The sequence below is a fragment of the Nannocystis sp. RBIL2 genome (genome assembly GCF_026626745.1).
Taxonomy (GTDB): Bacteria; Myxococcota_A; Polyangia; order Nannocystales; family Nannocystaceae; genus Nannocystis.
The window spans coordinates 689,594-715,600 of the sequence record NZ_JAPNJW010000001.1; the positions used below are offsets into that span (position 1 = coordinate 689,594).

The 26,007-nt window shown below is 72.6% G+C and carries 24 protein-coding genes; 15 read left to right on the forward strand and 9 right to left on the reverse strand.

Features of this window, described 5'->3' with window-relative positions:
• The first annotated feature begins 58 nt into the window (after window positions 1-58).
• Window positions 59-3,118 (forward strand): ATP-binding protein, encoded by a 3,060-nt coding sequence (locus OV090_RS02725; protein ID WP_267701881.1) that lies wholly within the window; start codon window positions 59-61, stop codon window positions 3,116-3,118.
• Between the two features lie 82 nt (window positions 3,119-3,200).
• Complete coding sequence (locus OV090_RS02730) at window positions 3,201-3,818, forward strand: hypothetical protein (protein ID WP_267701882.1); 618 nt, start codon at window positions 3,201-3,203, stop codon at window positions 3,816-3,818.
• A 79-nt stretch (window positions 3,819-3,897) separates the two neighbouring features.
• Here OV090_RS02730 and OV090_RS02735 read toward each other — a convergent pair whose 3' ends face one another.
• Window positions 3,898-4,581, reverse strand: a complete 684-nt coding sequence (locus OV090_RS02735) for a hypothetical protein (RefSeq protein WP_267701883.1) — start codon at window positions 4,579-4,581, stop codon at window positions 3,898-3,900.
• 105 nt (window positions 4,582-4,686) lie between these two features.
• Here OV090_RS02735 and OV090_RS02740 point away from each other — a divergent pair, with 105 nt between their 5' ends.
• Together OV090_RS02740 and OV090_RS02745 are read left to right on the forward strand one after the other, a co-directional pair.
• Window positions 4,687-5,784, forward strand: a complete 1,098-nt coding sequence (locus OV090_RS02740) for an OmpA family protein (RefSeq protein WP_267701884.1) — start codon at window positions 4,687-4,689, stop codon at window positions 5,782-5,784.
• A 198-nt stretch (window positions 5,785-5,982) separates the two neighbouring features.
• On the forward strand, window positions 5,983-6,684 hold the full coding sequence (locus OV090_RS02745; protein WP_267701885.1) for a hypothetical protein: 702 nt from the start codon (window positions 5,983-5,985) through the stop codon (window positions 6,682-6,684).
• 266 nt (window positions 6,685-6,950) lie between these two features.
• On the opposite strand, the gene OV090_RS02750 is transcribed toward OV090_RS02745, so the two are convergent.
• Window positions 6,951-7,754, reverse strand: coding sequence for a YIP1 family protein (locus OV090_RS02750; protein WP_267701886.1), 804 nt, complete (start codon window positions 7,752-7,754; stop codon window positions 6,951-6,953).
• A gap of 88 nt (window positions 7,755-7,842) precedes the next feature.
• On the opposite strand from OV090_RS02750, the gene OV090_RS02755 reads away from it, so the two are divergent.
• From OV090_RS02755 to OV090_RS02770, 4 genes are all read left to right on the forward strand, one after another.
• Window positions 7,843-8,505, forward strand: coding sequence for a class I SAM-dependent methyltransferase (locus tag OV090_RS02755; RefSeq protein WP_267701887.1), 663 nt, complete (start codon window positions 7,843-7,845; stop codon window positions 8,503-8,505).
• A gap of 2 nt (window positions 8,506-8,507) precedes the next feature.
• Window positions 8,508-9,320, forward strand: coding sequence for a TatD family hydrolase (locus OV090_RS02760; RefSeq protein WP_267701888.1), 813 nt, complete (start codon window positions 8,508-8,510; stop codon window positions 9,318-9,320).
• A 143-nt stretch (window positions 9,321-9,463) separates the two neighbouring features.
• The gene (rplC, locus tag OV090_RS02765; protein WP_267701889.1) at window positions 9,464-10,135 is read left to right on the forward strand and encodes a 50S ribosomal protein L3; all 672 of its coding nucleotides are present in this window, start codon (window positions 9,464-9,466) and stop codon (window positions 10,133-10,135) included.
• Between the two features lie 97 nt (window positions 10,136-10,232).
• Window positions 10,233-10,853: an RlmE family RNA methyltransferase gene (locus OV090_RS02770; RefSeq protein ID WP_267701890.1), complete on the forward strand. Its 621-nt coding sequence runs from the start codon at window positions 10,233-10,235 to the stop codon at window positions 10,851-10,853.
• A 90-nt stretch (window positions 10,854-10,943) separates the two neighbouring features.
• Here OV090_RS02770 and OV090_RS02775 read toward each other — a convergent pair whose 3' ends face one another.
• A complete protein-coding gene (locus tag OV090_RS02775; protein WP_267701891.1) occupies window positions 10,944-11,132 on the reverse strand; it encodes a hypothetical protein in 189 nt (62 codons plus the stop codon).
• 27 nt (window positions 11,133-11,159) lie between these two features.
• Here OV090_RS02775 and OV090_RS02780 point away from each other — a divergent pair, with 27 nt between their 5' ends.
• The 7 genes from OV090_RS02780 (at window position 11,160) to OV090_RS02810 (ending at window position 19,395) form a co-directional block, all read left to right on the forward strand.
• Window positions 11,160-11,303, forward strand: a complete 144-nt coding sequence (locus tag OV090_RS02780) for a hypothetical protein (protein WP_267701892.1) — start codon at window positions 11,160-11,162, stop codon at window positions 11,301-11,303.
• A gap of 965 nt (window positions 11,304-12,268) precedes the next feature.
• Complete coding sequence (typA, locus tag OV090_RS02785; RefSeq protein WP_267701893.1) at window positions 12,269-14,134, forward strand: translational GTPase TypA; 1,866 nt, start codon at window positions 12,269-12,271, stop codon at window positions 14,132-14,134.
• A gap of 386 nt (window positions 14,135-14,520) precedes the next feature.
• Window positions 14,521-15,867: a hypothetical protein gene (locus OV090_RS02790; RefSeq protein WP_267701894.1), complete on the forward strand. Its 1,347-nt coding sequence runs from the start codon at window positions 14,521-14,523 to the stop codon at window positions 15,865-15,867.
• Window positions 15,868-16,134: 267 nt separating this feature from the next.
• Window positions 16,135-16,737, forward strand: coding sequence for a TetR/AcrR family transcriptional regulator (locus OV090_RS02795; protein WP_267701895.1), 603 nt, complete (start codon window positions 16,135-16,137; stop codon window positions 16,735-16,737).
• Window positions 16,738-16,944: 207 nt separating this feature from the next.
• A complete protein-coding gene (locus OV090_RS02800; protein WP_267701896.1) occupies window positions 16,945-18,030 on the forward strand; it encodes an aldo/keto reductase in 1,086 nt (361 codons plus the stop codon).
• Between the two features lie 190 nt (window positions 18,031-18,220).
• A complete protein-coding gene (locus tag OV090_RS02805; protein WP_267701897.1) occupies window positions 18,221-18,721 on the forward strand; it encodes a hypothetical protein in 501 nt (166 codons plus the stop codon).
• A 68-nt stretch (window positions 18,722-18,789) separates the two neighbouring features.
• Window positions 18,790-19,395 (forward strand): hypothetical protein, encoded by a 606-nt coding sequence (locus tag OV090_RS02810; protein WP_267701898.1) that lies wholly within the window; start codon window positions 18,790-18,792, stop codon window positions 19,393-19,395.
• 82 nt (window positions 19,396-19,477) lie between these two features.
• On the opposite strand, the gene murE is transcribed toward OV090_RS02810, so the two are convergent.
• The 6 genes from murE to OV090_RS02840 all read right to left on the reverse strand — a co-directional run bounded on the left by murE (window position 19,478) and on the right by OV090_RS02840 (window position 25,859).
• On the reverse strand, window positions 19,478-20,731 hold the full coding sequence (gene murE / locus OV090_RS02815) for a UDP-N-acetylmuramyl-tripeptide synthetase (RefSeq protein WP_267701899.1): 1,254 nt from the start codon (window positions 20,729-20,731) through the stop codon (window positions 19,478-19,480).
• A 194-nt stretch (window positions 20,732-20,925) separates the two neighbouring features.
• The gene (locus OV090_RS02820) at window positions 20,926-21,597 is read right to left on the reverse strand and encodes a phosphoribosylanthranilate isomerase (protein WP_267701900.1); all 672 of its coding nucleotides are present in this window, start codon (window positions 21,595-21,597) and stop codon (window positions 20,926-20,928) included.
• 64 nt (window positions 21,598-21,661) lie between these two features.
• Entirely contained in the window at window positions 21,662-22,468 is an 807-nt protein-coding gene (locus OV090_RS02825) for an indole-3-glycerol phosphate synthase TrpC (protein WP_267701901.1), read from the reverse strand.
• A gap of 9 nt (window positions 22,469-22,477) precedes the next feature.
• Window positions 22,478-23,545: an anthranilate phosphoribosyltransferase gene (gene trpD / locus OV090_RS02830; RefSeq protein ID WP_267701902.1), complete on the reverse strand. Its 1,068-nt coding sequence runs from the start codon at window positions 23,543-23,545 to the stop codon at window positions 22,478-22,480.
• Complete coding sequence (locus OV090_RS02835) at window positions 23,542-24,144, reverse strand: aminodeoxychorismate/anthranilate synthase component II (protein WP_267707058.1); 603 nt, start codon at window positions 24,142-24,144, stop codon at window positions 23,542-23,544. Before OV090_RS02835 ends, trpD begins: the two co-directional genes overlap by 4 nt.
• Window positions 24,145-24,245: 101 nt before the next feature.
• Window positions 24,246-25,859, reverse strand: coding sequence for an anthranilate synthase component I family protein (locus OV090_RS02840; protein ID WP_267701903.1), 1,614 nt, complete (start codon window positions 25,857-25,859; stop codon window positions 24,246-24,248).
• Between the last annotated feature and the right edge of the window lie 148 nt (window positions 25,860-26,007).

Here is a 26,007-nt window from a genome sequence, read left to right on the forward strand (position 1 = left end):
GCCTCGTTCCTGCTGCCCGCTTCGAACAACCTGCCCGCCTCACGTATTCTTGGCGAGCGTGCTGCCGGGGGCCGAGTTCACCGAACTGATGGACGACGCGCTCCTCGTCGTCTCGCCGGCCGGCGCCGTCGAGGCCGCCAACGCCGCGGCCGAGCGTTTGCTCGGGGCCTCGCGCGCCGCCCTGATCGGCCGCGACCTCGCCGCCCTGCTGCCCGTCTCGGCGCTCGGCCAGGCCTGTCGGGGCGCCGTCGAGGCCCGCTTCACCACCGACGACGGCCGCGGCGCCCGGCTCGCCGTGCGCGTCGTCCCCCGTCCCGAGGGCGCCTGGATCGTCCTCCGCCCCGAGCCCGCCGCGCTCGTCGCTCCCGACTTGAAGTCGGACCAGCACCTCCGCGCGCTCCTCAGCCAGGCCCCGGTCGTGCTGTTCGCCTGCGACGCCCGCGGCGTCATCACCTTGAACGAGCCCCACGGCCTCAGCCCGCTGCGCCCGCACCCCGGCAACGACGTCGGCCGCTCGCTGTTCGAGATCTACGGCGACATCCCATGGGTGGTCGACGCCGCCCGCCGGGCGCTCGCCGGCGAATCGCTGACGGCGGTCGGCCCCCTGCGCGGCGTGCTCTACGAGGCCCACTACAGCCCGATCCGCGTCGACGGCCAGTTGCAAGGCTTCATCGGCGTCGCCCTCGACGTCACCGAGCGCGAGCAGACCATCGCGCGCTACGCCAGCCAGCAGGCGGTGTTCAAGTACGTGCTGGCCAACGTCCCGCAGTCGATCTTCTGGAAGGACCGCGACTCGCGCTACCTCGGCTGCAACCAGCACTTCCTCCAGAGCACCCGCTTCACCAGCCTCGAGGAGGTGATCGGCAAGACTGACTACGAAGTCTGCACCTCGCGCGAGGAGGCCGATTTCTTCCGCATGATGGACGACAGGGTCATGCGGAGCGGCGTCCCGATCTTCAACATCGAGGAGCCGTTGCGCCTGTCCGACGGCACCGACACCTACCTCTTGACCAGCAAGGTCCCGATCCGCGACGACCGCGGCGAGGTCACCGGCCTCCTCGGCATTCACGTCGACATCACCGAGCGCAAGCGCATGGAGCTCGAGCTGCAGCGGGCCAAGGAGGCCGCCGACGCCGCGCTGCGAGCCAAGAGCGAGTTCCTCACCACCATCAGCCACGAGCTGCGGACCCCGCTCGCGCTGATCCTCGGCCCGCTCGAGTCGTTGCTCGCCGGCGCCGACGAGCTGCGCGGCGAGCAGGCGCGGGCCGCCTTGACCCGCATGTGGCGCAACGCCTCGCGGCTCGGCAGGCTCGTCGACGACATCCTCGACTATCAAAAGCTCGAGGCCGGCAAGCTGCGGCCCACCTGGGAGCCAATCGACGTCCACGGCCTCGTGCTCGACATCGTCCTCGACGCCGAGCCGGCCGCCCAGGCCGCGGGCATCGACCTGCAGCAAGCCCTGGCGGACGACCTCGGAGTCGTCCCGCTCGACCGGCGCATGTTCGAGAAGATCCTGCTCAACCTCCTCGGCAACGCCCTCAAGTTCACCCCCGCCGGCGGCACCGTCACCGTCGCGCTCGCCGGCGATCGCAAGCGGCTGCGCCTCACCGTCCGCGACACCGGCCCCGGCATCGCCCCCGACGAGCACGAGCGGGTGTTCCAGCGCTTCGAACAGCTCGACAGCTCGATCAGCCGCAAGCACGAGGGCACCGGCCTCGGCCTGGCGCTCGTGCGCGAGTTCGCCGCGAAGCTCGGCGGCGCCGTCGAGCTCCACAGCGCCCTCGGCGAGGGCGCCTGCTTCGTCGTCGACCTGCCGATCGACGCCGATCGCCTCGTCGACCTCGCCGCCGCGCGCGAGCCCGTCGTCACCCGCCGCGGCCGCTTCGACGTCGTCGCCGACGACGTCCTACCCGAGCCCGCGCCCGACCTGCCGCGCCTCCTCGTCGCCGAAGACAACCCCGACATGCGCGCCTACATCGCCGCGGTCCTCGGCCCCGACTACGCCGTCGAGCTGACCGCCAACGGCATCGACGCCCTGCAGGCCGCCCGCGCGCGCCCGCCCGACGTCATCCTCGCCGACGTCATGATGCCGGAGATGGACGGCTACGAGCTCGTCACGCGGCTCAAGCGCGACGACGACCTGCGCCACGTCCCCGTCGTCCTCCTCAGCGCCAAGGCCAGCCGCGAGGAGACCGCGCGCGGCCTCGACGTCGGCGCCGACGACTACTTGCCCAAGCCGTTCGCCGCCGTCGAGCTGCGCTCGCGCGTCCGCGCCGCGCTCCGCCTGCACCGCACCCACCTCGAGGTCGTGCGCCAGAAGCAGGCGCTCGAGCAGGCCCTGCAGGCCCTCCAGGACACCCAGGAGCAGCTGGTCCAGTCGAGCAAGATGGCGGCCGTCGGCGCCCTCGTGGCCGGCCTGTCGCATGAGCTCAACAACCCGGTCGCGGTGATCCGCATGAGCGCGCAGATGCTGCTGCGCCGCAGCCCCCGCGACCCGTTCGTGCGCCGCGCCCTCGAGCGGATCGAGCGTCACTCGCAGCGCTGCGCCGCCCTCGTCGACGCCCTGCTCGCCTACACCCGCCGGCGCCCGCCCAGCGCCGAGCGCTGCGAGCTCGCCCAGGTGCTCCGCTGGCTGGTCGAGCTCGTGAGGCCCGAGGCCGACGAGCGCGGCGTCCGACTGATCGCCGGGTTCACCGGCGCCTCGCTGCCCGCGCTGGTGGTCCACCGCCCCTCGCTCGAGTCCGCCCTCCTCAACGTGTTCGGCAACGCCGCCGACGCCACCGGCCCCGGCGGTGCGATCGAGATCGAGGCCCGCGGCGCGCCCGGCGGCGACGGCCGCGAGGGCGCCGAGATCGTCATCCGCGACAGCGGCGCCGGCATCGCCGCCCACGATCTCCCGCACGTGTTCGAGCCGTTTTACACCACCAAGCCGCCCGGCAAGGGCACCGGCCTCGGCCTGTCGATGGCGCAGAAGTTCGTTCGCGCCCACGGCGGCACCATCCGCATCGACAGCGAGCTCGGTCGCGGCACCGTCGTGCGCATGTGGCTGCCCCTGATCCCCCCCGACGCGGCCACGGCCGACGGCCCCGCCACCGCCGCGGCGGCCGAGCCAGCCTGATGAACCGCCCCGCGCTCGTGTCGCCGCCCCGGACCGCCTATCCTCGAGCGAGCGCTGCGACCTCCCTTCGCCGCCGCCCGCGATGAGGAAGAAGACCGTCCCCCTGCTGCCGAGCCCGGGCAGCGCCCTCGTCCGGTCCCCCGAGGACGCGCTCGCATATTACGAGCCCGGCCGTCCCGCCCCGCCCGCGCCCGGCGCCTCCGACTGCGAGTGGCGGCCCTGCGACGCCGAGCTCCCGGTGGTGATGGACGCCCTCGAGTCGCTGGCCGAGAGCCTCGAGCTGCACGACCACTCGTCGGCCGCCGGCCTGCACTGGCACCTCGACGCCAGCGACATCGGTATCTGGGTCGACGTCACCGCCGTGGCGACCGACAGCGGCACCTCCGTGGGCCTGCAGATCCGCCCCGCCAACGGCTATTTCGCCGACAGCCCGTGGTGGCACAACGACTCCTACTTCTGGGGCGAGATCGTGTTCGGCGCGGCCATGCTGCTGGCCCTGTTCCTCGTCACCGGCGACCTGTGGGTGCTCGCCTTCATCGGCCTCATGACCAGCGCCTTCTTCGTCAGCGTCCTGCTGCTCCTGGTCGTGATCCCCGAGCACCGGCGGGCCCTCGCCCAGCGGGCCTGGACCGACCGCTGGCGCCGCGACTTCTGGCCGGCCCTCGAGGCCCGCCTCCACCAGCGCGCGCTCTACCGCTGAAAGGACATGTCCTCATGGACATGCCCCCGAGGGCATGCCCGTACGAACATGCCCATGAGGCCATGTCCCTCAGGACACCTCACAGCACGCACCCGAGCTGCACCAGCTCGGGCGGCGCCGACAGCGTCACCAGGGCGTCGACCGCCAGCGGTCCGTCGGGCGTCTCGACCTCGACGTGCACCTGGGCCGCCAGCCCGTCGACCTCGGACAGCTTGGCCAGCTCGTCGGGCGGGAACACCGGCACCACTCCCGTCACCCCGCCGTCGAGCTCCTCGCAGCCGATGTAGTACGACTCGCCGTCGCGCTGGTAGAAGTGCCCGGTCGGCCCGATGTCGTAGCCCTCGACGTCGACCACCACCGACACGTGCGGGTAGTACCCGCCCGGGTCGAAGCCGCCGAGCGACGGGTACAGGCCGAACATCCACGCTCCCTGCCCGCCGCACTCGAGCGGCAGCACCGCGCCGTCGACCAGCGGCGCCCCGCCCATCACCGCCAGCTCGAAGAACGGCGCCGGCGCGTCGCGCTCGAACCCCTGGCAGTACACCACCGGCTCCGACGTCGTCGACGCCACCCCGGTCGACGTCGTCGGCGCCGGCTCGGTCGACGAATCGCCGCTCGTCGTCGAACTCGTCCCCGCGGTCGTCGCCGCAGTCTCGCCCGTGCCAGCCGTCGCCTCGGAGGTCGCCTCGCTCGCCCCCGGCGACGCCGGCCCGCCCGAACATCCCACCACCACCACGACCCCCAGGACCTGCAACCGGCGCATGCGTCCACCCTATCCGCCGCCCGGCCTCCCGACCACCCGCGCGGACGCGAGCGCGACGAGAACTCGGGTTCGTCCGTCGTCCTCGCGCTATCCTGATCCCTCAGCGTGCGACGATCCTCCGCCACCGCCTGGCTCGCCGCGCTCTTCGCCTGCAGCGGCCCGCAAGTGCCCGAGCGGCCGCAGCCGCCCCCGATCTCGGAGTGCGCCGCGATCCTGGTCACGATCCCCTACGCCGCCACCGCGATGCCCCTGCAGCTCGACGGCGACGGCGCCGCCGAGCTCGACGAGTGGATCGCCCGCCTGCGCGCCGACCCGCAGGTGCGCGTCGAGCTCGGCGTCCACATGGCCGCGGCCGCGCGCGCCGGCGCCGATCCAGCGCAGGTCTCCGCGCAGATGCGGGCCCTCGGCGCCGACCTGCTCGCGCGCGTGCGCGCCGAGATCCGGCCTGCGGCGCGGATCGGCCTGGTCGTCCACGGCGTCCCGGGCGGTCCCGCCGACGATCTGTGGGCCGGCAGCTGGGTCCAGCTGCGGCGCGTCTGCCCGCCCTTCGCCCCTGACCGCGACGCCGACGGCCTCGCCGATGCCGTCGATCGCTGCCGCGACGTTCCCGAGGATCACGACCGCTTCGCCGACGACGACGGCTGCCCCGATCGCGACAACGACGGCGACGGTGTCCTCGACGCCGCGCGCTGGACCGGCAGCGAGTGGGTCAACTGCGACGGCAAGCTCGAGCGCGGCATCCACCGCCGCGACTGTCGCGACCAGCCCGAGACGATCAACGGCGAGCAGGACGACGACGGCTGCCCCGAGGCCTTCGTCGCCGACTGCGGGCGCTTCGTCGTCCGCCTCGCCTACGACCCGGGCACCCGCGAGCTCGACCCCGAGGGCTTCCGCGAGCTCGACGCGCGGCGCAAGCAGCTCGGCGAGCGCCTCTCCACCCGCGGCGTGTTCGTGCTCGAGGGCCACACCGCCGCCGGCATGCCGCCCGCCGAGGCGCGCCAGCTCGGCCTCGACATGGCCGACAAGGCGCGCGCCGCCCTGATCGATCGCGGCTTCGTCCACCACACCCTCGAGGTGAAGAGCCGCGGCGCCGACCAGCCGATCGCCGACAACGACAGCGAGGAGGGCCGGCGCGCCAACCATCGCGTCGAGATCGTCGCCGGCCTCGCCTGCCTCGAACCGTCGAGCCCGCTGTGCCCGTGAGCCCGGGGGACTCGCCGGGTGCGGACAGCGAGGCCCTCGCTCGCCTCTCCTTCATCCACGAAGCGCCGTGCGCCACCGCCTCGTCAGCGAGGCCCCCAGCCCCCGCGCGTGCACGGCGCCGGGCGACGAATTGCCGGCGATCGGCTGGCGCCGCGCGGCCCGCCCGGCCAATATGGCCGCCACTCGGAGGAAGAACCCATGCTCACCACTCGTTCGAGCCTCGCCCTCGCCGTGCTCCTCGCTGCTGCTTGCGGCGGCGAGGCGGCCACCAAGCCTGCCCCCGTCGAGGCCGCCAAGCCGGCCGCGCCCGCGCCCGCCGACAAGCCCGTCGAGGCCGCCCCGGCCAAGCCCGCCGAGGCGCCCGTCCTCGCCGACAGCGGCCTCGGGGTCGGCGGCAAGTTCAAGCCGTTCGAGATCGTCAACTGCGACAGCGGCGAGAAGTACTGCCAGGTCTGCAAGTTCGGCGGCAGCCCCAAGATCATGGCCGTCGGCACCCTCGAAGACGAGGCCTTCCGCAACGACATCAAGAACCTCGACGCCCTGGTCCAGAAGTACGGCGAGGACAAGATCAAGGCGTTCGCGGTCATCACCGACATCAAGGACGGCAAGGCCACCACGCCCACCGGTGACCGCGCGGCGCTCGAGGCCAAGGTCAAGGCCCTGCGCAGCGAGCTCGGCGTCACCATCCCGGTCGTCGTCCCGGCCGACGAGGGCGGCAAGAACGACGCCTTCGACGGCTGGTACAACATCACCAAGAGCCGCACCGTCATGTTCGCCGACGGCCGCAACGCCGTGAAGTACTCCGGCGTCGCCCCGGCCGACCTCTCCGGCCTCAACACCGCCATCCAGGAGGTCCTCGGCGTCCCCGCCGACGCCGCCGAGCCCCCCAAGGCCGGCTGAGCGCTCGCACGAGCTGCCCTGAAAGACATGTCGCCCGGGCCATGCCCTGGCGACATGTCTTTTTAAAGGGCCGCATCTCGGACCGCGCCCCGTCGGCCCATCTCCGCGAGATCCTCCGCCCCGATCGCAACGCCCGCCGTCGGCCGGTCGCCGCAAGATCGCGCTCGCTCTTGCGAGCATGCCCCTCACGCCATGCCCCTCGTGCCATGTCCCTCGCGCCATGTCCCCGAGGACATGCCCCGATCGACATGCCCTTCAGGCCAGCCTCAAGGCACCAGGTACGGCAGCCCCGGCGGCGGCGCGTACCCGGGCAGCTCGCCGAGCGTGAGCACGGCGCGGAGCACCTGCGTCGCGGCGAACATCGCCGCTGGCACCAGCGCGACCACGAACCCGCGGATCGCCGGGATCTGGTGCGTCCCCGTGAGCGCGTTGCCGGCGACCACGAACGTCAGCAGGGTCAGCGCCCCCAGCCCGCCGAGGTAGACCGGCAGCGTCAGCTGCCCCAGGTACAGCGGCAAGTCGAGCAGCGCCACCCCCAGCAGCGCGGGCGCCAGGGCGTAGCCGACGGCCCGCAGGGTCGCGGCGATCGAGCGCGGCGCTCCGCCGGTCAGCGCCAGGGCCACGTGGGTGGCGATCCCCAGGCTCGCGTACAGGAGCGGCACCCCGACCGGCGCCATCAACAGCAGCCACAGCGACAGCGCCTCGACCAGGTGCGCGTCGAACAGCGGGATCCCCTCGTAGATCGCGGCTGTCGGGCCTGCAATCCCCAGCGTCACCAGCAGCGCCGCCCACAGCGGCAATCTCACCGTCAGCAGCAGCCGCAGCGCCGCTCCGTGGTCGACTGGTTCATGGACGTGTTGAAAGCTCCGCCGCGGCCGCAGCAGCAGCGCCGCCAGCGAGCGACGCACCCGCCAGCCCCAGCCCGGCAGCGCCGCGGCCGACCCGCCTTCGGCCTCGCGCGGCCACTCTACCGGCAGCGCGCTCCAGAGCACGCCCGAGTCGGCCAGCAGCTCGCGACCCTTCGCTTCCTGGCGGACGCGCGCCGCGCTCGCTGTTCCAGGCTCAGCCATCGGCCGCGGAGTGTAGCCGACTCGGGCCGTCCTCGAACTGGCCTCGGGCACTTCCCGCGGGGCCGGGCTCGCGCGTAAGCTGACGGACATGTACCGCCCCCTCCTCGCCGCCGTGCTCGTGGTCGCTGCCGTCGGGTGTCGCAAGCGCGAGGTCGTCGCCGACATGGACTACGACGACCCCAAGGCGGCGATCGCCACCATGGAGAGCGAGGGGCGCGAGTCGTGGGAGATGCCCGACCGGATCGTCCGCGCCCTCCCGATCCCCGACAAGGGCGCAGTGATCGCCGACATCGGCGCCGGCTCCGGCTACTTCTCGCGCCGGCTGGCCCAGCAGGTCCCGACCGGCACCGTCTACGCCGTCGACATCGACGACGAGTTCCGGTCCCACATCGAGTCGCAGCGCGAGAGCTGGGGCACCCCCAACATCCAGCCGCACCTCGCTTTCTACGACGACCCGGCGCTGCCCGAGAAGGCCATCGACCTGGTGTTCGTCGCCAACACCTACGCCTATCTGCGCGACCGCGTGCGCTACTTCAAGAAAGTCCACCAGGCGCTCAAGCCCGGCGGTCGCCTCGCTATCGTCGACTTCCGGCCCGACGCTCAGCCGCCGGAGAAGTTCGCACCTGACCCGAAGTACAGGCTCTCGCGCGACGCCATCGTCGCCGAGCTCGCCCAGGCCGGCTTCGCCCTCGAGCGCGAGGAGGACTTCCTCCCGCACCAGTACTTCCTCATCTTCGCCATGAACCCTTGACCATGCCCGCGCAGCGTCCGCCCCGTTTCCCTGGCCTCGTCGACACCCACTGCCACCTCGACTACCCGCCGATGATCGACGACCTCGCCGCCACCTTGCAGCGGGCCGCCGACGCCGGCGTCGTGCAGATGATCCACGTCGGCTGCTCGCGTGCCAGCGCCCCGCGGGCCGTCGCCCTGGTCGCCCCGCACGCCCACCTGTTCGCCGCCGTCGGCATCCACCCGCACGACGCCAAAGAGGCCGACGAGGCCGCCCTGGCCGAGATCGCCGCCCTCGCCCGCGACGCCAAGGTCGTCGCCGTCGGCGAGACCGGCCTCGACTACCACTACAACAACAGCACCCCCGAAGCGCAGAAACGCGCGCTGGCCGCCCACCGTGAGATCGCCCGCGACCTCGACAAGCCGCTGGTCCTGCACATCCGCGACGCCCACGCCGACGCCCTCGCCATCCTCGACGACGCCCCGGCCCTCCCCCGCGGCGGCGTCGTCCACTGCTTCACCGGCACCCCCGCCGAGGCCGAGCAGTGGCTTCAGCGCGGCTACCTCCTGTCCTTCTCCGGCATCGCCACCTTCCCCCAGGCCGAGGGCCTGCGCGACGCGGCCCGCCTGTGCCCCGCCGATCGCCTGCTGCTCGAGACCGACGCCCCCTACCTCGCCCCGGTGCCCGTGCGCGGCCGCAAGAACGAGCCGGCCAACGTCGCCTTCACCTGCGCGCACCTCGCCGGCGTCCGGCGCGAAGATCCGGCCGCTCTGGCCGTGCAGGCCGGGGCCAACGCCCGCGCCTTCTTCCGCCTGCCCGCCCCCGCCAGCGCGTGAGGCAAATCCGCCGCCGCCCCCTCCCCGGCGCGTACGCAGGTTGACGCCCGGCGCGATCGCGGGCACCTTCCCCGTCCCTGCGGCGCCTCGCTCTTCGCTGATTCCAACGTGAAGGAAGCCGCGCTGCAGACCTCCGGAGCCACATGAATTTCCAGATCGGTCTCATCGCCAAAAAGCTTGGAATGACGCAGGTGTTCAAGGACGAGGGCGACCGCGTCCCCGTCACCGTCCTGCACGTCACCGGCAACACCGTCACCGCTCACCGTACCGACGAGCGCGACACGTACACCGCCCTGCAGGTCGGCTTCGCCGAGAAGAAGGCCAACCGCGCCAGCAAGCCCGAGAAGGGCGCCGCCGAGGCCGCCAAGGTCGGCACCTTCTACGTCCACAAGGAGTTCCGCGTCCCCGCCGCGGCGCTCGCCGCCCACCCGGTCGGCAGCCAGCTCGGCGCCGACCTGTTCAAGGAGGGCACCCGCGTCGACATCACCGGCACCTCCAAGGGCAAGGGCTACCAGGGCGTCATCAAGCGCCACAACATGGAGGGCGAGAAGAACAGCCACGGCCAGCACGAGTTCTTCCGCCACGGCGGTTCGATCGGCTGCCGCAAGACCCCCGGCCGCGTCCACCGCGGCAAGCGCATGACCGGCCACATGGGCCACGAGCGCGTCACCCTGCAGAACCTCGAGGTCGTCAAGATCGACGCCGAGCGCGGCCTGGTCCTGGTGCGCGGCCCGATCCCCGGCCCCAACAACGGCTTCGTGACCATCCGCGCCGCCGTCAAGCCCGCCATCAAGGCCGGCAACAACAAGGGCTGAAACCCCGGTTCCGAAGGCCCTGTCCTTCGGGACAGGCTCTTGGAGCCACATCCTTCGAGCCGGCCACGCGCCGGCTCGGCTGCTTAAGCCCCACGTCATGACCCGCCACCGCCTCAGCGACAAGGCCCACCGCAACGACGCCGCCTACCTGCGCGCCAAGCAAGAGAACTACGCCGCGCGCGCGGTCTACAAGCTCGAGGAGATCGACAAGCGGTTCCACATCCTGCGCCAGGGCGCGCGGGTGCTCGACCTCGGCTGCTGGCCCGGCTCGTGGATCCAGTACGCCGGCGACCGCGTGACCGAGACCGGCTACGTCCTCGGCATCGACCTCAAGCCGGTCGTCCTCAGCTTCCCCGCGCACGTCGAGCACCGCGTCGCCGACGTGTTCGAGTGGACCCCCGCCCCCGAGCTGCAGCCGTTCGACGTCGTCCTCAGCGACATGGCCCCGCACACCACCGGGGACCGCCACACCGACGTCGTCCGCAGCGAGGGCCTGGCCGAGCGCGCCCTCGACATCGCCTGCATGGTTTTGCGCCCCGGCGGCCACTGCGTCGCCAAGGTGTTCCAGGGCGGCGGCTTCGGCGAGCTGCTCAAGCGCTTCCGCGCCACCTTCCAGGAGGCGCGCCCCTACCACGCCAAGAACTCGCGCACCACCAGCACCGAGCAGTACCTGGTCGGCCGCGGCCTCAAGGCCAACGCCACCGTCCGCCGGCCCTGACAGGGCGTGGGGGACATGTCTTCCGCGACATGTCCCAAAGCACCTTGCCGCCGGGACATGTCCTCCACGACATGCCCGAGCGCCCGCCCGTCACAGCCCGGTCGGCAGCGGCCACGACTGCAGCGCCCCGACGTTCAGGTACTTCACCGGCGTGAACCACAGCGCCCCGCTCGGGCTGACCGCCACCCGACCCTTCGCCGGCATGGTCTCGAACGACCAGGCCGCGCCGGTGAACGGGTGGACCCGCACCACCTCGAGCGTCGACAGGCTCGCGTACACGTGGCCGTCGCGTCCTGGCTGAGGCCCGTGACGTCCGCCATCAAGTCGACCACGAACTCGGCCTCGTGGGTGACCACGTTGAAGCGGTACAGCTCGCCCCCGAGCAGCGCCACCAGGTTGTGCACCGGGCTGACCGGCGCGCTCGCGCTGACCCGGGCGTCGAAGGTGTAGAGCGAGTCGACCGTCCCGGCTCCGAGGTCGGCGCTGCTGTAGTCGCCGTCGCCGACGGCGTTGCCGGGCTGCTCGCCGAACCAGTCGCCCCGGTATCCCCCGCCCGTCGTCGCCGCAGCCCGGCACCGCCCAGGCCGCCGCCACCACCACCCCTGTCCGAACCCTGTTCATCGCCATCGAGCGCTGCTAGCGGGCCCGACGCTCGCGCCGCCCATCGCTTTCGTCAGCTCGCCCGCTGAGCCGCGGCGGCCCGCGCTTCCATTCGCGTAACCCTGCGCCCCTGACCCGGCGGCCGCGGCGCCCTACGAGGCGATCTCCCTGTCCCGAAGACCAGCTCGGCGCGCTGCCGCGCCCCGCCGGTCGCGCCGTTGCACGCGCGTCTCCGCCCCGGCCCCGAAACGGCCCACGGGCCGCTACAGGGGCTTATCTGCTCGTCCGCGCAGTTTTGCGCCGCGCGATTTAGTTTGTCTCCCTCTGATCAAGAGTTCAGGGCAGCCTCGGTGATCGCTGGACACTGATTGGGTGTTCAGTACAAATCCGATCCCATGCAACGCCGTCGCCGACTGCGGATCACCCCCACGCCGGTCCGTGAACTACCGTCTCCGGACGACCCTGGGCTGCCGGACGTGGCGCCGCGGCCCGAGCCCGAGCCGGAGCGCGCGCCGCCCGAGCCGAGCGGGCCGGATCTGCCCGCCCCGGTGCCTCCGCGCGATCCCCGCGACTGCCTGGGCGCGACCGGGGCCGAGCCGCACCTATGGGCGGTCATGCGGGCCCAGATCGACGCCGATCGCCGGAGGACGGCCGCTTTTGCGGCTGCGCGGCGACCGAACCGACCCCTGTTCGCCCCCGATTCACTCCTGTGACCGTCCTGTCGCCCGAAAATAAGCCCGCGCCGCTCACATCGGCGCGACTTGCCAGCGCAGCGCCGCCGGGTTTACTTCCCGCCGCCGCCCAAAACGGCGTCTATGGCCGCCCCGCAGCAGATTCGTAACCTCGCGATCATCGCCCACGTCGACCACGGCAAGACCACGCTGGTCGACGCACTACTCACTTCAGCAGGCGCGCTCGACCGCGGAGAAGGTCAGATCGAGCGCGCGATGGACAGCGGCGATCTCGAGAAAGAGCGCGGCATCACCATCACCAGCAAGCCGACCAGCGTCACCTACGGCGACGTGCGGATCAACCTCGTCGACACGCCTGGGCACGCCGACTTCGGCGGCGAGGTCGAGCGCGTGCTCAACATGGTCGACGCCGTCCTCGTAGTCGTCGACGCCTTCGAGGGGCCGATGCCGCAGACGCGCTTCGTCACCGAGAAGGCGGTCGGGCTGGGCCTCAAGATCCTCCTCGTCGTCAACAAGATCGACCGGCCCGGCGCCGAGCCGCACAAGACCGTCGACGCCACCTTCGACCTGCTCGCCGGCATCGGCGCCAGCGAAGAGCAGCTCGACTTCCCGGTCATCTTCTGCAGCGCGCGCGAGCGCTACGCGATGAGCGACCCCGCCGACGAGAAGGGTCCGATGTCGCGGATCCTCGACTTCATCGTCCAGTACGCCCCGCCGCCGGTGGTGCACGAGGGCGGCGCCGCGTTGTGGGTCTCCACCCTCGACTACGATCCGTTCCTCGGCTTCGTCGCCATCGGCCGGATCCGCAGCGGCCGGATCTCCGTCGGCGATCGTCTGGCCCAGCTGCGTCACCCGCCGCGGCCCGCCCACGGCGAGACCGGCGGTCCGCCCGTCGTCGCCGAGGTGTTCCGCGTCCGCCGCCTGCTCGGCTTCCAGGGCCTGCGTCGGTTCGAGCGCGAGTACGCCGAGGCGGGCGACCTGATCGCCATCGCCGGCATGGAGACCTTGCAGGTCGGCGACACGCTGACCACCGAGGAGCCGTCCACGCGTCACGTGTTCCCGCGGCTCGACGTCGACCCGCCGACCATGACCATGCGCTTCCGCGTCAACGACGGCCCGTTCGCCGGGCGCGAGGGCAAGTGGGTCACCTCGCGCAAGCTCGCCGAGCGGCTCGAGCGCGAGGTGCGTTCCAACGTCGCCCTGCGCGTCAGCCCCGGCGAGACCGCCGAGGAGTTCGAGGTCGCCGGCCGCGGCGAGCTCCACCTCGGCGTCCTCATCGAGACCATGCGGCGCGAGGGCTACGAGCTGTGCGTCTCGCGGCCCAAGGTCATCCTCCGCCGCAACGAGAACGACGAGCTCGAGGAGCCCTACGAGAACCTGATCATCCAGTGCGATCAGGACTACAGCGGCTCGATCATCGACAAGCTGAGCCAGCGCGGCGGCGAGCTGCGGGCTATGGACAGCGCCGGCCCCGGCCGCACCCGCCTCGAGATGCGCACCCCGACGCGCAGCCTGATCGGCTACCGCAGCGAGATGCTCACCGACACCCGCGGCACCGGCATCATGGCCGCCACCTTCGCCGGCTATGGCCCCTACCTCGGCCCACGGAAGACCCGCCCGCGCGGCGTCCTCATCGTCATGGAGCCCGGCGAGACCTTCGCCTACTCCCTCGGTCGCCTGCAGGACCGCGGCGTGCTCTTCATCGGCGATCACGTCCAGGTCTACGCCGGCCAGATCCTCGGCGAGCACAGCCGCGAGAACGACCTCGTCGTCAATCCTTGCATCGCCAAGAAGTTCACCAACATCCGCAGCGCCGGCGCGGACGAGAAGATCTTCCTGACGCCCCCGCTCGAGCGCAGCCTCGAGCAGGCGCTCGCGTACATCGAAGACGACGAGCTGCTCGAGGTCACCCCGAAGAGCCTGCGCCTGCGCAAGCGCGACCTCGACCACAACCGCCGCAAGCGCGAGGCCAAGGCCGCCGCGGGCTGAGCCGACGTCGAGCCTCGCCTGCGACGAAGCGCGGCCCCTTTGAAAAAGGGGGTCGCGCTTTTTCTTTGCGATGCGTGCGACGCCGACCCCATCGCAGCGAAGCACCGCGCCTCTCCGGAAGTCGCCGCGGGTTCTTCGTGCAGCGAGCGACGGCGTCATCGCAGCGAAGCACCACGCCTCACCAGCGCTCCTCGACAGCCCGGCCGCGCGGGCCGGAGCGCCGCCTTCCGATGCTCCTCGCGCCATGTCGGCCGACCTTGCCGCCCCGGAAGCGCGTCCGATTCGTCGGCCCCGCGAGCGCCCGGATTCGCCGCGTCCGGCCCCCTCCCGCGACCCGCGGCCTCGTCCGTGCGCCTCCGTCCCGGCCGTTGTATCGTCCATCGCAGATGTTCGCTTCGAACCCGTTCGCGCCGCGCCGTCGCTCGCAAGGCACGGGTCGAAGCCTGGTGCTCCTCCTCGTCCTCCTCGCGGCCTGCCGACGCAGCACCGAGACCACGGCTCCTGCCAGCGTCGACGCCCCGCAGGACAAGCCGACGAGCGAGCTGCGGCGGACCTACGACCTCCCGCCCGCCGACGCCCCCTGGACCGCGCAGGACTATCAAAAAGTCCGCGACGCCTTCGTCCGCCTCGAGCGCGAGCGCCCCGAGCTGCTGCCGCGGCTCGACGGACCCGACGGCGAATGGCTCCGGCGCCTCGTCGCCCTCGACGGCATCGAGGCCGCCGTCCGGAGCACCACCGGCCCCGACGAGCTCACCGCATTGCACCTGGCCCTCGCCGACATCCTTCAGCTCTACGCCGCCCGGGCCCTCACGCGCGGCGAATACGGACACGAGTACCTCGCCGTCGCCGCGGCCTTTTTCAAAGAGTCCGCCCTTCGCATCGACCGGCTCACAAGTGACGACGCCTCTCGCCGCACCTTCGTCGAGGCCCGCTTTCACCTCGCGCGCGGCGTCCACGACGTCCTCGCCAGCGCCCTCTCCCTCCCGGACACCATCGATCCCGCTGTCGCGGTCGCCACCTTCGGCCCGCTCGGCGACCTCCTCGCTCCGTGGTTCCTCCCCGAGGAGCGCGACCGGATCCTCGACCTCGCCGATCGCCTCGCCGCAGTCGACGTCCCCCCCGCCGAGCTCGCCGCCCTGCGCACCGCCTTCGCCCCCGATCGCGAGCCCCACCCGCGCGTCGACGCGCTCGCCGAAGAGCTCCGCGAGCACCTCGAGCAGCAGGAGGCCGTGCTCGCCGCGGTCGCGGCCGGGGCGCTCCAGCCGGTCGAGGTCGGGCGCGAGGGCTCGCAGGTCCGCTGGGCCTTCCCCGACGTCGGCTTCTCTGCCGTCTTCCCCCGGCGGCCCAACGCGCAGCGCCAGAGCTTCACCACCGCCGACGGCGTGGCCATGACCACCCGCATGCTCGCGCTCAAGCAGCCCGGCGACCTCTCGCGGCTCGTCACCTGCAGCGCGCGCGCCAGGCCGATCGCCGGCCGCACGCCCGCCGACGAGCTGCGCGGGATCGCCGACACCATGCGCCTCCAGGGCGTGCGTGCGCTCGACGTCGAGGGCACCGCCGGCCTCGAGGGCACCCTCACCACCGACAATGCCCACGGCCTCGTCCGCGTCGTCACCGTCGCCGACGCCACCTGCGTGATCGTCGGCGAAGTCCCGCGAGCGCAGGCCCGCGAGCGCGCCGACGAGCTGCGCCGCTTCGTCGATTCGTTCCGCCCGGTCTCCAGCGGCCGCTGACTGGCCCCGCCCCTCCGCTCGAGCTTGTCCTCGGGGACATGCCCGATCGAGCATGTCCATGAGACCATGTTCGAGAGGACATGCCCGCCATCGCCGTGCTTCGCAGCGCAGGCCCCGAAGATTCGACGCGTCAACGTCCCTCGCTCGAGCCACCCCGCCGTCCACGCGTGGACGCCTGCGTATGGCGGCCTCCAGACCTCCGCGCCATTCACGCATCCCTCACATTTAATTTTGACAGCGCAGTCAAGAACGCTTAGCTTTCCAGCCATGCCCCGGCCACGCGAGTTCGATCGAGACGAGGCCATCGAGCGGGCCATGGCCGTGTTCTGGGAGCACGGCTTCGACGGCACCTCGACCGAGCAGCTCCTCCAGGCCATGGGGATCGGGCGCCAGAGCATGTACGCCGCCTTCGGCGACAAGCACGGCCTCTACCTCGCCGCGCTGGAGCGCTACCAGGCGCGTCAGGGCGCCGACCTGCTGGAGCGGCTACGAGCCGTCGCCTCGCCGCTGGGCGCGATCGAGGACATCCTGCTCGGCGTGGCCGGAGACACCGCCGAGGGGCGGTCGCGCGGCTGTTTCGGCATCCAGTCGATCATCGAGATGGCCGGGCGCGACCCCGAGGTCGTGACCCTGGCCCGCAGCGCCACCGCCCTGTGCGAGGCCGCCTTCGAGCGCATGGTCGCCGAGGCCAAGCGCCGCGGCGAGGTCGGCGCGCACGTCGACGAGCGCAGCGCCGGCCGCTTCCTCCTCTCCACCCTGCAAGGCCTGCGGGTCAGCGCCCGCACGGGCGCCGCGCCCGAGGCCCTGCGGGCCGTCGCCGGCTTCGCCATCGCCGCCCTCCGGGCCGCGCCGCCCTCCACCAGTTCTTGACTACATAGTCCACAACCTATCGCCCCTGGCAACCTGCGACGCACCGCGTGAGCGGCCGTCGTCGACTGCACCGTTCCCAACTCACCGCTCGTGACAGCCCGCGACGCACCGCACGAGCGGCCGTCGTCGACCGCATCGTCCACAACCCATCGTGACAGTCCGCGACGCGCCGCCCGGGGCGGCCGTCGTCGACAGGAGTGATTCGCCATGTCTCTCGATCAGTACTACCTGCTCGGCCGCTCCGGCCTGCGGGTCAGCCCGTTCGCGCTCGGCACCTTGACCTTCGGCACCGACGGCCCGTACGGCGCCTGGGGCTCGAGCAAGCAGGCCGCGCGCGCCGTGTTCGACCGCTACCTCGCGGCCGGCGGCAACTTCATCGACACCGCCGACCTGTACACCCGCGGCACCAGCGAGTCGCTGCTGGGCGAGTTCATCGCCGACGGCAACCGCGATCGCCTCGTGCTCACCAGCAAGTACAGCTACAACCTCGCCGAGCGCGACCCCAACGCCGGCGGCAACGGCCGCAAGAACATGATCCGCGCGCTCGAGGCCTCGCTGAAGCGCCTGCGGACCGACTACCTCGATCTCTACCTGCTCCACACCTGGGACCGGATCACCCCCGCCGAGGAGGTCGTGCGCGCCTTCGACGACCTCGTGCGCGCCGGCAAGATCCGCTACGCCGGCCTGTCCGACGTCCCCGCCTGGTACGCCGCGCGGGCCCATACCTACGCCGAGGCTCATGCCCTCGCGCCGATCGTCAACCTGCAGCTGCAGTACTCGCTGGTCGAGCGCGGCATCGAGGCCGAGTTCACCTCGCTCGCCACCAACCTCGGCATGGGCATCACCGCCTGGAGTCCGCTCGCCAGCGGCCTCCTGTCGGGCAAGTACCGCCCCAACAGCGACGGCGGCAGCGGCAGGCTCAGCACCGGCACTGGCAAGTCGCTCAGCCTCTTCACCGAGCGCAACTGGCAGATCGTCGGCGCGCTCGAGGCAGTCGCCGGCGAGCTCGGGCGCAGCATGGCCCAGGTCGCGCTGCAGTGGGTGCTCACGCGTCCGGGCGTCACCTCGGTGATCCTCGGCGCCACGCGGCCGGAGCAGCTCGAGGACAACCTCGGCGCGCTCGACCTCCAGATCCCGCCCGAGCTCCTGCGTCGCCTCGACGAGGCCAGCGCGCCGCCCGTCACCACCCCGTACGCGATGTTCGGCGACCGCTACCAGGCCGCGGTGCACGGCGCCGCAGTCAGCGATCGCCCGCCCGCCTTTGCCCCGCCGGTCCGCGTCAGCCTCGGGTGAAATCATTCGTGTCGGTCGAGGTGGGCCGTCGCCGCGGAACGTCGATTACCGCGGCGCACGGCCGTCGCCCGCGACCCGGGCGAGCCGCCGACGGGCACGACGAACCACCACGAATCGCACCGGTTCGCGGCGTCATCGATCGCCGCGCGGAATCGTCGCCCCGTGCACCGACGTGGTACCTCTCGTCGCCATGGGATTCTTCGACAAGGCCAAGCAGTTCCTCGGCGGCAAGAACATGGCGAGCGTCGCCATCACCGTCATCGAGCGTCAACCGGCGGAGACCGCCACCTTCCCGGTCACCGACTCGGTCCTCAAGGGCACGATGGTGATCACCGCGCAGCAGGAGTGCACCTTGCTGGCGACCAAGTACGAGGTGTGGCTGTACATCAAGAAGGACGACATCGACTCGCCGAACCTCGCCCGCGCCGAGAAGGATCCCGATCCGAACGTCAGCTACTCGGACAGCTGCCTCAAGATGCCCTGCGACCTCAAGCCCGGGCAGGTCATCACCCAGCCGTGGCTGGTGAGCGAGGTCGACCTCGCCGGCATCCTCGCGCGCAACGGCTTCCCCGATCCGAACGCCGCCACGCGTGATCCGCGGGTGCGGCTCGTCGTCAAATGCATCGCCGACGTCAAGGGCTCGCCCTTCGATCCGAGCGCAGAGGTCACCGTCCGCCTCGCGCCGACCTGAATCGCGCGCGCCGGCACATGGGCCGCGCGCGCCCCTGCGCGCCGGCCCGTGGCACATTCGCCGGCACGATGAACATCGACCTCGCCAAATTTTTGTCCGTCGCCGCCCTCATGAGCCAGGGCGTCGCCACAGCCGGCTGCACGATCAACCTCGGCGGTCTCTCCGATACCAACATCGGCCCCGAGACGACCACGACCGAGAGCACCGCCGGCACCACGGACGACACGACCAGCACCGGCACGGCGGGCGAGACGACCGACGGCACCGACACCGGCACCAGCGCGCCGACGACCACCGAAACCCCGACCAGCACCACCGAGGCCACCGCGGGCACCACCGAGGCCACCGCGGGCACCACCGGCGAGGGCTTCGTCTGCAGCGACGGTACCGCACTCGAGAACCCGGCGTGGGTCTGCGACGAGAACCCCGACTGTCCTGACGGCTCCGACGAGGTCAGCGGCTGCGGCCTCGAGGCCTTCACCTGCACCGACAAGAAGGAGATCCCCGCGACCTGGGCCTGCGACGAGGTCCCCGACTGCCTCGACAACTCCGACGAGGTCACCGGCTGCGGCCTCGAGGCCTTCCTCTGCACCAACGGCACCGAGATCCCGGCGACCTGGAAGTGCGACATGGCCGACGACTGCCCCGACGGCGCCGACGAGGCCGACTGCTGAGATGATTGTATGGACATGCCCGAAAGGGCATGTCACCCGCGCGGCCGCCCCCGGCGACCTGAAAATCCACATGACCTCTCGGTCATGTCCCTTCAGGCACATGCCAACCTTCGACGAGCCGCCGCACCTCAGCGACGTCGGAGAACGGCCGCGTCTGCCCGCGCGCCGTCTGCCCCTCCTCGTGGCCCTTGCCGGCGATCACCACCACGTCGCCAGCCCCGGCCGCCGCGACCGCCTCGGCGATCGCCCGCCCGCGGTCGAGAACGATCGACCACCCCGCGCGACCGCCCTGCAGCCCTTCCACCACTGCGGCCGCGATCGCCTCCGGCGCCTCGTCGCGCGGGTTGTCGCTCGTCACCAGCGCCACGTCGGCCAGCGCGCCGACTGCCGCGCCCATCGGCGCGCGCTTCTCTGGCGTCGAGTTGCCACCTGCGCCGAACACCACCAACACTCGCCCCTGCGGCCCCGCCAGCCGCCGCGCCGTCGCGCACGTATGCGTCAGCGCGTCGGGCGAGTGCGCATAGTCGACCGCGATCGTCGGCCGGCCAGGCCCGTGGGCCAGCACTTCGAAGCGTCCCGGCACGATCGGGCACTCGGCGATCCCGCGCGCCACCGCCTCGCCCGGCAGCCCGGCCGCGAGCCCCGCGAGCGCGGCCGTCAGCGCGTTCTCGGCGAACACCTCGCCCACCATCCTCGTAAAGAGCGCCCCGCCGAGCGCAGTCGCGGCCGGCGACGGGCGCAGCACCACCCGCGTCCCGGTCGCCTCGACCTCGATCGCCTCGGCCTCGAGGTCCGCCGCGCGCAGCCGCGGCCCGCGACCTGGCGCCGCGAACCACCGCCGCTCCACGTCGGCGGGGATCGCCTGGTCGACGAACAGCGCGTGCTTGTCGGCCGCGTTGAGCACCGCCACGCGTCCGGGCCCCAGGTGCATGAACAGCTGGGCCTTGGCCGCCAGGTAGTGCTCCCAGCTGCCGTGCGTGCCGAAGTGATCGACCGACAAGTTGGTAAACACCCCGAGGTCGAACCGCCAGCTGCGCGCGTAGCCCTGCGCCAGCGCGTGGCTGGTGGTCTCGATCACCGCGTGCCTGGCCCCGCGCTCGTGCGCCCGCGCGAGCGTGGCCACGAAGTCGGTGAACCGCTTGCCGCGCGGCCACGCCTCGTCGTCGAACGCGACCCCGAGCGTCGACACCCGCAGCACCGACATCCCGGCCGCCCGCACCGCCGCCGCCAGCATCCACGTCGTCGAAGTCTTGCCGTTGGTGCCGGTGACCCCGAACGAGAACATCGACTCCGCCCACGGAGCCGCCGCCGGCACCGGCCGCGAGACGCTCGTCACCCGGCGAGCATACCCGGACCGCCGACGCTCGTCTCGCGCGAGGCCCGAGCGCAGCGCTCGCACGCAGCGGCATCACCCGCGTGCGCGGCCACGACCCAGCTCCCGGGCGCTTCAGCGGCGTCCAACATGCCCATTCGAGCATGCTCTATTAAACATGCCCCGGCAGACATGCCCTTCCGAGCATGCCCGATCGTTCATGTTGCCGCGCGACAGGCCGCCAGCAGCGCCACGATCGCCGCGCGGTCCTTCTCTCCGCGGCGCGCCCCCGCCAGCTCCGTCCCGCTGGCGACGTCGAGCCCGGCCGGGCGGACCTGCGCGATCGCCTGCGCCGCGTTCTCCGGCGTGATCCCGCCGGCCAGCCACACCTCGAGCCCTGCGAGCTGCTGCACCGCCGCCGCGGCCCAGCCCCAGTCGGTCGTCTGGCCTGCCCCGCCGTAGCCGGGCACCGCCGCGTCGAGCAGCGCGCGCGCTGGCCGGGGCTTCGGCGGCAGCAGTTCGGCCAGGGCAGGCGTGCCGCGGATCACCCACAGGTACGGCAGCCCGTAGCCCGTCACCTCTTCGGCGCCGACGATCTGCACGAGGTCGAGCGCCAGCGTCTCGGCCGCGCGGCGGACCTCGTCGGCCGACGGCTCGACGAACACTCCCACGCGCTCGAGCGAGCGCGGCGGGTCGACCGCGCGCAGCAGCGCCTCTGCCTCGGCCAGCGACAGGCCGCGGCGCGACCCGCTCCACAGGTTGATCCCGACCGCGTCGACTCCGAGCTCGACGCAGGCCGCCAGATCCTCGGCGCGGGTCACCCCGCACACCTTGAGCTTCACCACCATGCGGGTACCGACCTGTCCTTCTCGCCCTGTCCAGAAGAACATGTCCCCGAAGCCAGGCGCTGCGCGCCCTCGCCTCGCCTCGCCGCACCGCGTCTGAAGGCCAGCCTCACAGCGCCATCACCAGGTCGCGCAGCGCCTCGCCCGGCTGGTCGGCGGTCATGAAGTAGCTGCCGATCAGCAGCGCGTCGGCCCCCGAGTCGCGCAGGCGGAGCGCGTCGTCGATGGTCCGGACCCCGCTCTCGGCCACGTACGTGAAGCTCTTGGGCACGTACTTGCGCAGCTTGGCCGCGCGGTCGGGGTCGAGCTCGAACGTCTGCAGGTCGCGCGAGTTGACCCCGATCAGCTTCGCCCCGGCTGCCATGGCGCGATCGATCTCCGCCTCGTCGCGGGTCTCGCACAGCACCTGCATCTCGAGCGTGTGGGAGAACTCGATCAGGTTGCGCAGCTGCGGCGCCGGCAGGGCGGCGACGATCAGCAGCACGCAGTCGGCCCCGACCCGCTTGGCCTCGACGATCTGGGTCTTCTCGAGGATGAAGTCCTTGGCCAGGAGCGGCAGCGCCACGCTCTGGCGCACCGTCCGGAGGTCTTCGAGCGAGCCCTGGAAGTGCCGGTCGCACAGCACGCTCATGCAGGTCGCGCCGCCGGCCGCGTAGAGCATCGCGATCTGGCGCGCGTCGGCGCCTTCGCGCAGGACGCCGGCGCTGGGCGACGCGCGCTTGAACTCGGCGATGATCCCCGGGCGCGGGCCCTCGCGCAGCGCGCCGATGAAGTCGCGCGGGCGCGGGAGGCGGGCGCCGAGCTCGATCAGCTCGCGGTCGGTCAGCGCTCCCGAGCGGGTCGCCCGGGGGGCGGCGAGCTCGGCCCGCTTGGCGGCCAGGATCTTGTCGAGGTACGTGCTGCCTTTGTCGCTCATGTCCTGCCCTCAGGGTAGCGCAGCGCGGCTGGCGGCGACGAGCCGGTCGAGCACCGCCGCGGCCCGGCCGTCTTCGAGCGCGGCGCCGATCGCCCGCGCCTTGGCCGGCAGCGTCTCGATGCCGTCGTCGCCGGCCGCCAGCAGGGCCAGCGCCCCGCTGTACTGCACACTTGTACGGTAGGCCCCCGGCTCGCCGGCCAGGACGGCCCGCAGCGCGCTCGCGTTGCCGGCCGCGTCGTCGCCGGCGATCGCCGCGATCGGCACCTCCGGCAGCTCGGCGTCGGCCGGGCGCAGCGTGTACGTGCGCAGCGCGCCGCGGTGCCACTCGGCCACCGTGCTCGGCCCCTCGGGGCTGAGATCGTCGATCCCGGGCCGGTCCGCGCCGGCGAAGAAGCCGTGGACCACGAACACGCGCTCGCTGCCGAGGGCGCCCAGGGCGGCCGCCATCGCCTCGACCTTGCCCGGGTCGAACACGCCGATCACCTGCCGGCGCACCCCCGCGGGGTTGCACATCGGCCCGACCAGGTTGAACAGGGTGCGCAGCCCCAGCGCCTTGCGCGGGCCGGCCGCGTGGCGCATCGCCGGGTGCAGGCTGGGCGCGAACATGAAGCCGACGCCGACCTCGTCGACGCACTGGCCGACGCGCTCGGGCGGCGCAGTGATGTCGACGCCGAGGGCGGCCAGCACGTCGGCCGAGCCGCACGGGCTCGAGATCCCGCGGTTGCCGTGCTTGGCCACCCGCGCCCCGCAGGCCGCCGCCGCGATCGCCACCGCGGTCGACACGTTGCGTCGGGCCACCCCGCTGCCGCCGGTCCCGCAGGTGTCGATCGCCCCGCCCTCGCGCAGCGGCACCGGCACCACCGCCTCTCGCATCGCCCGCACCGCGCCCGCGATCACCGGCGCCGTCTCGCCGCGGATCGCCAGGGCCACCAGGAGCCCGCCGATCTGCGCCGGGTCGGCCGCGCCGGCCACGATCTCGCGGAAGATCGCCAGCGCCTCGGCCTCGTCGAGCGCCTCGGCGCGGACCAGCCGGCCCAGCCCGCGCCGCAGCGCCTCGTCGTCTGCCCCTTCGGTCATGTCGTCACCGCCATGTTCGATGGGACAGGTATCTCGAGGAAGGTGCGCAGCATCGCGTGGCCGTGCTCGCTGAGCACCGACTCGGGGTGGAACTGGACCCCGTGCAGCGGCCGCGTCGCGTGGCGCACGCCCATCAGCTCGCCGGCGTCGGTGCGGGCGTTGGGGATCAGCGAAGCCGGCAGCGTGCTCTCGACCGCGACCAGGCTGTGGTAGCGCGTGGCCATGAACGGCGACGGCAGCCCGGCGAACACCCCCGTGGCGTCGTGCAGCATCGGCGACAGCTTGCCGTGCATGATCCGCCCGGCCCGCTCGACCCGCGCGCCCAGCACCTCGCACAGCGTCTGGTGGCCGAGGCACACCCCGAGCACCGGGATCGCCGGCGCGTCGGCCTCGGCCAGCCGGCGGCACAGGTCCTGGCACACCCCGCTCTCGGCCGGCGTACCTGGCCCCGGGGACAGGACGATGTGGCTCGGCGCGTCGGCCAGCACCTGCTCGAGCTTGACCGCGTCGTTGCGGTGGACGTCGACCACCGCGCCGAGCTGCAGCAGGTACTGCACCAGGTTGAAGGTGAACGAGTCGTAGTTGTCGATCACCAGCACGCGGCAGCCTGGCCGCGGCGCGCCGGCCGGTCGCAGGCGTTGGCCGCCGGGCAGCGGCGGGGCCGCGTCGACGGCAGTGACCGCGGGGTTGTCGTTCGCGCTCACGCTGCACCTCCTTCGGCCGCCGCCGCGATCGCGCGCAGCACCGCGCTCGCCTTGACGTGGCACTCGTTGTCCTCGCCCTCCGGCGACGAGTCGTACACGACCCCCGCGCCGGCCTGGACCCGGAACTCCTCGCCGACGGCGACCAGCGAGCGGATGCAGATGGCGAAGTCGGCCCCGCCGTCGTAGCCGAGGTAGCCGACGGCGCCGCCGTACCAGCCGCGCGGCGCCGGCTCGAGCGCGTCGATGATCTGCAGCGCGCGGATCTTCGGCGCCCCGCTCAGCGTGCCGGCGGGGAACGTCGCGCGCAGGGCGTCGAGCGCCGTCAGCTCCGGCCGCAGCTCGCCCTGCACCTCGCTGACGATGTGCATCACCCGGCTGTAGCGCTCGATCGAGAACGACTCCGACACCCGCACGCTGCCGGCCACGCTGACGCGCCCGAGGTCGTTGCGCCCGAGGTCGACCAGCATGAGGTGCTCGGCGCGCTCCTTCGGATCGGCCAGCAGCTCGCTGGCCAGCGCCTCGTCCTCGATCGCGTCGCGCCCGCGCGGCCGGGTGCCCGCGATCGGCCGCACAGTCACGCGCAGGCCCGACTGCGGGCCCACCTCGCTGCTCGAGGCCCCCGTCACCGCGGGCGCCAGCGCGTCGCGGTCGCAGCGGACCAGCACCTCCGGCGACGCGCCCGTCAGCGCCGCCGCCGGCAGGTCGAACAGGTACATGTACGGCGCCGGGTTGCCGACCCGCAGCATGCGGTAGACGTCGAGCAGGTCGATCCCGTCGCGCTGGCTCACGAACCGCTGCGACAGCACGACCTGGAAGATGTCGCCGGCCATGATGTGCTCGCGCGCGGCCGCGATCGACGCCCGGTACTTCTCGCGCGACCACGGCGCCGCCACCTCGGTCGCCGGCGGCGCGACGTCGGGAACCCGCCGCGGACCCAGCACCGAGGGTCCGTGCAGCGCCCGCGCCACCGCGTCGACGCGGGCCCGCGCGGCCGCCTCCGCCGCCTCCGCCCCGCCCTCGCTCTCGGCGCACGCGGTCGCCAGCACGCGCACGCGGTTCGAGAAGTTGTCGAACACCACCAGAGTGTCGCTCGCCACCAGCTCGACCGCCGGCAGATCGCTCGACATGACCGAAAGGCCAGGTACGGCCGGGATGGGATCGAACACCCGCGCCGCGTCGTGGCCCCACACGCCGACCAGGCCGCCCCAGAAGCGCGGCAGATCGGGCCGCGGCGGGCTCTCGTAGGCCCGCTGCAGCGCGGCGATGCCGGCCAGGCCGCGGCTCTTCGTCTCGACCCCGGGCGGCAGCGAGAAGCCGGGCCCCGGGGTGATCGTCACGTCGAGGTCGTAGCCGTTCCACACCCCGCGCACGTGGGCTCGCGCGCCGACGCCGACCACGCTGTAGCGGGCCCACCGTTCGCCGGCCCCGCCCGCGCTCTCGAGCAGGAAGCTGACGCCGGGCAGGTCGGGCGGCCCCGAGCCGCCGCCGCGCGCGTAGGCCCGCAAGCGGGCGTAGACCTCGACGGGGGTGATGCCGTCGCACAGCAGCTCGCGCCACACCGGCACCAGCCGCGGCGACGCCGGCTCAATCAAGGGCGGGCCCGCGATCATGCCGTCAAGGATACACCGCGTCGGCCGACGCGATCGACGGCGTAGATCGAGCTCCGAGGTAGGACACGCGTCCGCCCCTGGGGGACGCATCGCGCGGCCGCGCATCGGAGCCTGTCCGATCGCGCAGCCGCCGAGGTCCGCCCGCGCC